This is a genomic window from Pseudomonas sp. AKS31 (genome assembly GCF_023634765.1).
Classification (GTDB): domain Bacteria; phylum Pseudomonadota; class Gammaproteobacteria; order Pseudomonadales; family Pseudomonadaceae; genus Aquipseudomonas.
Window position 1 is genome coordinate 640,837 of sequence record NZ_JAMLFX010000001.1, and the last position, 6,834, is coordinate 647,670.

Consider the following 6,834-nt stretch of genomic DNA (forward strand, 5'->3'; position numbering starts at 1 on the left):
AAAGTGGTTTACACCGACCCAAACGCCTGCAGTTTGTAGAAATATCACTGTACCAATCCTCCTCTCCCGTAGAGGAGTGTGGTACCGCACCAAGCGCAGTCGTCCTATTTTTGTGGTGTCTTCGAATTCAGCTCGACTACCTTACGATCGTTTATCTTAGCTTTGAGCACTCGGTTCTCGTCCAGCAGTACTTCATTGATGGATGCGAGATTGGCGATCCTGACCAGTAATTCCTCGATTTCCTGTCGATACATTGCGGACTTCTTTCGTTCCACAACCAAGTCTTTCTGTTTCACATCATGCATAGCGCGAATGGAGCGACCCTGAGCCTCTCGGATAGTCTCGGCAATTCTTGGGTAGTGGTTATGAATCAGCGCCGCTGACACGCCCGCCTCACGGGCTACTGCCGCAATTGTAACTTTGGATTCCTTAGTGTTTGCTCGCCCTTTCTGTATGCGGAGGAGTGCAGCCTTTAGATCCTGCTCTCGATCCTCTGCAGGCTTGTAGCTGACCGTTTTGTCTTTGTCTTTCATGCGATTAAAATCTCCGCGTCCATTCCCAGCTGTTCCAATACCTTACGGCAGCGATTGAGGTCGCGCTCAACGCGCTGGCGGCCGCCCTCGCCGATGTCCGGGCAATCCAGAAGCCCCTTCAGATCGTCGTAGAGTCGTTGGTAGATGACCGCATGCTTACGTCCGATCACTGCATGGTTACAACTACTGCAGCGGGTGCGCTCAAGAGCATTGCCAACACAATCGTCGTTGTCAGCCGTGCACCAGGCATGGCCGTTGCTGCGAATAGCGGTGCTCTCGGCAATCGACTTCAGCATCGAAGCGCGATCCCTGAAAATCAGGAGGTTCCGCGGTTCCCGTTTCCACTGGTTTAGCGTGTTGCCATAGCCACCTGCCAAGGGGGCGTTATCTAGCCAGCTGTCAACTATTCCAAGTTTTATGTCCTCCAACTCACCCTGAATATCGGCATACAGTTCAAGGTCAAAATGTTGTCCCCAACTTTCGTCCATGGCATAGCCCAAGGTCATATCCAACGACCAGTGAGCATAATGCTCCTTAAGGTAGCGCAGGTCTCCGAAACGGCTGTGCGCGGCATAGTTGGCGAACTTGCGGCGGAACTGATGACTTGAGAGTTCCCAACTCAGAGCGCAACCCTTTGTGAATTCCTTAAGGCGATGATTCCAGCCGCTGTTGCCAAGCGTACGAACCCGGTTATTCTCTAGGTCTAGGCCTAGAAAGAGCGAGTGGCGGTGCTTCTGTAGCTCCACGATCTCCGGATCGTATGGATTCGTGAGTTGCCGCTGTGCGATTTCAGCGTTGAGTATGGCTTGATAGGGCGCGCTCCAGCGCTCCATCAGGCGTAGGGCACGCACAGCGGCTTCAGGGATCATCCAGTCATGTATGCCAGTCCCGGTCTTTTCTGACCGAGAGCGCATCCAGTGATATGTGGTGCCCTCACTGTCTTGACTGCGGTGGTGTGCGCCTGACTGCAGATTGGTCAACTCGTGGTTGCGACAGCCAGATGTGCTGGCCAAAACGATGTAACAGGAAGTCCGCAGTTCTATTAGCGCCTTTTTAAGCATCCTAAGTCCGCCCTCCCAACCAAGGGCGTCAAGTAGGAGGTTCTTAGCAACAATTAGGGTACTGTCAGTTTGCCCCTTTCGCTGTGTTGTTAGAGCATCCAGTGCATCATGGAGGTCAAGCAGTTGATGACCACGTTCAACTTGTTGATAAGCTTGTTGAAAAAGAATGCAGAAAATGTCATCCGGAATCAGTTGTGTTTTGCTGCTGGCTTTGAATCCTCGACCGGTCAACCCCGCTAATGCCTTCGCGGAAGTCTCGGGCCAGGGATGGGTTAACATAGGGTCTTCGGTGTATTGACTGAGCTCATATAGTGCTTCGACGGCTTGGAGGCGGGTATGCATTTGACTTTTCGAAAGTGGTTTACCTTTAAACTGCGTGGTTTGCCGATACTCCTTGCAAACTTTCACATACGTCGCGCAGACCATAGGCGTTACCGCGCCAATTCGATCGAGCTTGAGCGCCTCCAAGTGGCGTAAGAACAGCAATGCACTTTGGAATAGGCTTTTTATCGAGCCGCCTCTAGGTCGCACGCGGCTTTTTCGTCCGCGTCGAAGGTAGCGGTAGAATGCCCCCTTCATCATCTCTCGAAACGCCGGTGGTACGGTGCCAAAATCCAGCCGTCTGTTACTCATATTCACATTGCTGGCGAAGCCGATTAAATGCCAAAGATCGTCGCCGTAGTGGCTGAGAATGATCCATTTTCCCGCGACCTGTTCGCTGCTGATTATTAGGGCGTCGCGTTCAGATTTGGAGAGAGTACGCACGTCACCAGGTTGTGCTGCCAAGGAGGTAAAGGTTGTTTCAACTATGTTGTTCACGCAAATACCTCCAGGCTATCGATCAAATCAACCGACCAGAATGGATGTGGCGTAGTTCTAGCGCGCTCCCGGGCCGCATCTACGGCGGCAACCTTAAATATGCCGCGACGAAGGCCCTCAGCAACTATGTAATGGTCGATCAAACGGGGAATGTGGGAGTACACCCGTGACCAGCGCCGCTTATCCATACGCGAGCGTTCGGCCAGTACGCGAAAGTAGAAGCTGAACAGCTTGTACAGGTCCTCTGCGGTCACCGCGTAGTGACTGCAGCGCAGACAGTTTATGAAGTTCATGCAGGTCGCGCCCTGACGTTTCGGAGCGTACTGGCCGTTCACAGGATCGGCGCATCGGCCCGTAGGAGTATTTTTAAAGGTCGCTCCAATGGTTTGGGTCAGCAGCTCCTGCACTAGTACCTCACCCATGAACTGCCAACTGCGACGAGTGACTTCATCGGACGCCAAGTAATGCTTGTCGGTTACCTCCGGGGTATTGCCGAGGGCAGCGGCAGTGATCGCTAAATCGCCATCAACTAGCTCGAAGATGCGGTTGGCGAAGGTCTTGCGCAAACGTGAGATGTTAATTCGTAGGGGCTTACCATCGCTGTCGGTCAGGTTATAGCGGGCTACGAGACTGGATGCTGCCCATAACAACGATGATGCATTCAACGCGTGGACTTGATCGGCATTTCTTCCGGCTCGAGTGCGATAAAGCCACACGCGGCCTTTGAGGTAACTCGGAGCCTCTTCATCCAAAGGCTGGGTCAGAGCTATCACGCGACGTATCAGCCGTTCCACACTAGTTTTCACGCTAGGGGTGGATTCCAAAACGCGTTCGGCATCTGACTCGGCACGGAGGGCGACTTTGCTGGAGTTGTAGCCGCGCCGTTTCCATAACACCAGGAACACGATGTTGTCCTTGGGGTGCGGGCGCAGGCAATCGCGGTCCATTTCCAGTAAAGGTGTGGTATTTCGCCCAGTGTGCAGTGCTACGACCAGAAGGATAATGCTCAGGAGCTCACCGGTCACATGTACATCTTCGTCCCAGATCGGCTTGATAGCGTGCCGCAGCGCTACCGTTAACGCTTGCCGCTCGCGTTTTGACAGTGCAGTCTCAGGATTGGCTTTTCTGTTGATGTTCGGAAAGGGATTATTCGGAAAGGTGGCCGCATCACCGGAGGTGAGTAGGTCGATCAGCCCGCGTCGTCCTAACGCTATCAGTACGGACTTGGTTTTCGCGTAGGAGAGGTTCTGGGTGGTTGTTGCTACGCCCAATCCTGCGAGATGGCCAAGATAACCGTCGATCAGGTCTCGATTTACATCGGCTAAAACCAATCCTCGATCAAATGCCGTCGCCCGTAGCATGCAGTAGTTGAGAAAATCGCGCAGTGCCCTGGCGTAGCTTGCCACCGTGCTGGTCGCAACGATTGCCTCCCCTTCTGAGAGGAAACGCTCGATTTGGCGCTGGCAAGCATAGGTGATGGGGTCGATGCCCGCGCCATACCATCGGGCAAAATCAACACTCCGACTGCTGGTGGGGTTCGGCCCGAACAGGACTTTGGTATTACTCGGCGGGATGGCCTCGGGCAGAATGACCACATTGTCGTCCCTGTCGCGGAGGTACTCGATTTGCGGGACGCAGAGGTCGGCCTTCGTAAATACCTTCCGCTTTCTCATCAGCCTGCCTCCACCAATGCGTTTAACTCATCGTCATAGGCCAGCACCGCTTCATCTGCCATTTCGTTGACCATATGCAGGTACGCCATGGTCGTCTGAATCGAACTGTGGCCTAGTTGTCGCTGAACAAAAACTAATGGGTCCAATCTATTTGTATGGTTTCGCTGAAGACAGACCAAGGTTTGGGTAGCGTAAGTATGTCGTAGCGTGTGCGTATGGACTTTGATGCCAGCCAGTCTGCCGATTTCGCTGATGATCCGGTTGAGACTCTTGCCGTTGCTTCCATAGGGCTCCCCGAACTGGTTGAGCAACAAAGTTTTTTGGGGCGGCTTGCTAAGCGAGGCTCGTTCGCCGCGCACCTTTGAGACATAGCGATAGAGTTCGACCATGAATTGTCGATTGATATAAATATCTCGTGGCTTGCTGCCTTTCGTCACCATGCCGCTGCCGTCAAACGGGTCGAGTCGCATGCGGAGGTTGCGATCGGTCTTTCCAGCCTTGTTCGGGTCAAAAACATAGGACAGTGGGAAGGTAGCAATTTCCTCGCGACGCAGGCCCGTATGTAGCGCTAGGCGTAGCATTATCCGGTGATGAGGGTTTTCCGCTTCCGCCAGAAGCGATTTGATCTCCGCCATACTCAGAAATACAGGAGGGGCTTTGCGGGCACGCGGCATCACATCGTTTGCCATGGTCTTACCGCCGCTGGCATCGACATGCGCGAGAAAGCTCACCTCACGCTTTACAGAGCGTTCTTCATAGGAAAAGGGCACGCATTTCACCCATTCTTCCTTCAGGGCGTACTCGTAGAATTTACAGATATAAGTCAAGCGCTGGCGAGTGGTGTTCTGCGTCAGCTTGCATATCGTCAGGCAATAATCCCGATAGGCTGCTACTAGACTCTTAGCCTCGCCACGATCAACGTCGCGCCAGTCCAGCTCATGCGCTTGAAGGAAGCTGAAGAAGTCATATAGAGCGCGCCCAGTGCTGGGCCAGGAATGCTTAGATCCGATAGCCCCGCGAAGCAAGTAATGGCGGAAGAACTGATTAGCAGGGACGCAACTTTCCATCGAATCCCAGAGAAGAATGGGGAATCCCTGGTAAGGTTGCCCAGCGATAATGAAATCTTGAGTAGCCCTCACAAGCTCCATCAACCGCCCCCCTGCATTAATCAGGAACCCAATCCCTTAAGTCTGATTTATCAGATGCAGGGCCATTAGGTCGCCCCTTAATCACCAGCTAAGGCTTTGAGGTCGTAAGAGGCTACCTACCAATACAATGGGAATCTAACGCATGCAAGGTGTCAGATCATTGCATTACCACCAGTATTTCCCGAAGTTTTCCGGATTGGCCCAGAACCTTGAGTTGAGCCAGTCGGGGACTTGTTTGTAGTCAAGCAGATCATAGGTGAACAGGGTCAGCACTTGATCATCGCGTTGAAAACGTTCACTGGCTTGCAGCGCCAGTGAATAGAAGTCGGTTTCCTGCCAGCCGCTGGCCGACAGATCCGCCAGCGCGGCGATGCGGCTGGCGTTGAGATTGCGAATCCCGCCCAACAGGTTCAGGCCATCGCGCTTGGGCAAATGTTCCAGGCAATCGACCACCAGCGCCAGATCGAAACGCTGCGCCGCCAGGTCCGCCGGCAGTGCGCCCGGCGCGGCATGGGCCACGACGGTGTCTGGATGTGCCTCTTTAAAAGCGCTCAGGGCCGGAAATTCACTGGCGCCAATCAGCAGCAGACGCGCCGGGGCGTAGCGATCCAGCAAAGCGGCCAACGCCTGTTGCGGCGTGCGGGAAGAAATGGCGACGTTCATCAAAGCTCCTCAATCAGACCGCCAAGACTAGCCTGCCTGACGGTGGCGGCAAAGCGCCCTGTTCCGCCCGTTTGCGGCAAATGTGCCGAAGTCCTGTGAACAGGCGCGCAAACAGCCGTGGCCTATTGCTGGCGGAGATTAAAACTCCGGTCTTTACTCCCTGAATCGGTTCTAAGCCGATCCCTCAGGAGAAAACCAGATGAGCATAGTTCGGACAGCATTACCTTTGATTCTGCTAACCAGTGTGTTGACGGGTTGTGCAGGTTTACAGAAAACCGACTGGCCGACCTGTGCGGCGGTCGGTGGTGTTGTCGGTGCCGGTCTCGGCGCAACCGAGAGTGCGGCGTGGGCCGGCTACGGTGCGTTGTTGGTCGGTGGCACGGCAGCGGCCTATTGCTGGGTACACGGTGATGGCGACGAAGACGGCGATGGTGTGCCGGACAGTCGCGACAAGTGCCCGGGCACGCCTAAAGGCGTGCAGGTCGACGCTGACGGTTGCCCTCCACCAGCACCTGCACCTGTGGTCGAAGAAGCTGTAGTGGTCAAGGAAGAAACCATTGTTATCCGTGATGTGCACTTCCAGTTCGACAAAGCCACGCTGACCGGCCCTGACAAGCAAGTGCTCGACAAGGTCGCCACCCGCCTGAAACAGGAATCCTCGACCGCACAACTGACCGTGACAGGTCACACCGACAGCGTGGGCAGCGATGCCTACAACAAGAAACTGTCGGATCGTCGTGCGCACTCGGTGGTGGACTACCTGATCCAGCAAGGTGTGCCACGCGCCAGCTTCGTTTCGGTGTCCGGTATGGGTGAAAGCCAGCCAGTGGCCGACAACAAAACCGCTGACGGTCGCGCACAGAACCGTCGTACCGAAATCAAAATCCAGCGTTAAGCCCCTCTCGCATCCGCGGCTTGTGCAGTCGCGGATGCGGGT

At 54.6% G+C, this 6,834-nt stretch carries 6 protein-coding genes; 1 reads left to right on the forward strand and 5 read right to left on the reverse strand.

The annotated features are described in order from the left end of the window. Positions 1 to 104 precede the first annotated feature (104 nt). The 5 genes from M9827_RS02820 to M9827_RS02840 all read right to left on the reverse strand — a co-directional run bounded on the left by M9827_RS02820 (position 105) and on the right by M9827_RS02840 (position 5,897). The gene (locus M9827_RS02820) at positions 105 to 533 is read right to left on the reverse strand and encodes a TetR family transcriptional regulator C-terminal domain-containing protein (RefSeq protein WP_250603285.1); all 429 of its coding nucleotides are present in this window, start codon (positions 531 to 533) and stop codon (positions 105 to 107) included. After that, the gene (locus M9827_RS02825) at positions 530 to 2,413 is read right to left on the reverse strand and encodes a site-specific integrase (protein ID WP_250603287.1); all 1,884 of its coding nucleotides are present in this window, start codon (positions 2,411 to 2,413) and stop codon (positions 530 to 532) included. The genes M9827_RS02820 and M9827_RS02825 overlap by 4 nt, the downstream gene beginning before the upstream one ends. After that, a complete protein-coding gene (locus tag M9827_RS02830; RefSeq protein WP_250603289.1) occupies positions 2,410 to 4,086 on the reverse strand; it encodes a site-specific integrase in 1,677 nt (558 codons plus the stop codon). The genes M9827_RS02825 and M9827_RS02830 overlap by 4 nt, the downstream gene beginning before the upstream one ends. Beyond that, positions 4,086 to 5,234: a tyrosine-type recombinase/integrase gene (locus M9827_RS02835; protein WP_250603291.1), complete on the reverse strand. Its 1,149-nt coding sequence runs from the start codon at positions 5,232 to 5,234 to the stop codon at positions 4,086 to 4,088. Before M9827_RS02835 ends, M9827_RS02830 begins: the two co-directional genes overlap by 1 nt. 165 nt (positions 5,235 to 5,399) lie before the next feature. Next, positions 5,400 to 5,897 carry a DUF6231 family protein gene (locus M9827_RS02840; protein ID WP_250603293.1) on the reverse strand — a complete coding sequence of 166 codons (498 nt, stop codon included), beginning with the start codon at positions 5,895 to 5,897 and terminating at the stop codon, positions 5,400 to 5,402. Positions 5,898 to 6,096: 199 nt separating this feature from the next. Here M9827_RS02840 and M9827_RS02845 point away from each other — a divergent pair, with 199 nt between their 5' ends. Next, positions 6,097 to 6,792: a PA1041 family peptidoglycan-binding anchor lipoprotein gene (locus M9827_RS02845; RefSeq protein WP_250603295.1), complete on the forward strand. Its 696-nt coding sequence runs from the start codon at positions 6,097 to 6,099 to the stop codon at positions 6,790 to 6,792. Positions 6,793 to 6,834 lie beyond the last annotated feature (42 nt).

What these genes read in the sequence shown, in the direction of transcription:
- M9827_RS02820 (WP_250603285.1), bottom strand. Translation starts at nt 533, where the DNA reads ATGAAAGACAAAGACAAAACGGTCAGCTACAAGCCTGCAGAGGATCGA.
- M9827_RS02830 (WP_250603289.1), bottom strand. Translation starts at nt 4,086, where the DNA reads ATGAGAAAGCGGAAGGTATTTACGAAGGCCGACCTCTGCGTCCCGCAA.
- M9827_RS02835 (WP_250603291.1), bottom strand. Translation starts at nt 5,234, where the DNA reads ATGGAGCTTGTGAGGGCTACTCAAGATTTCATTATCGCTGGGCAACCT.
- M9827_RS02840 (WP_250603293.1), bottom strand. Translation starts at nt 5,897, where the DNA reads ATGAACGTCGCCATTTCTTCCCGCACGCCGCAACAGGCGTTGGCCGCT.
- M9827_RS02845 (WP_250603295.1), top strand. Translation starts at nt 6,097, where the DNA reads ATGAGCATAGTTCGGACAGCATTACCTTTGATTCTGCTAACCAGTGTG.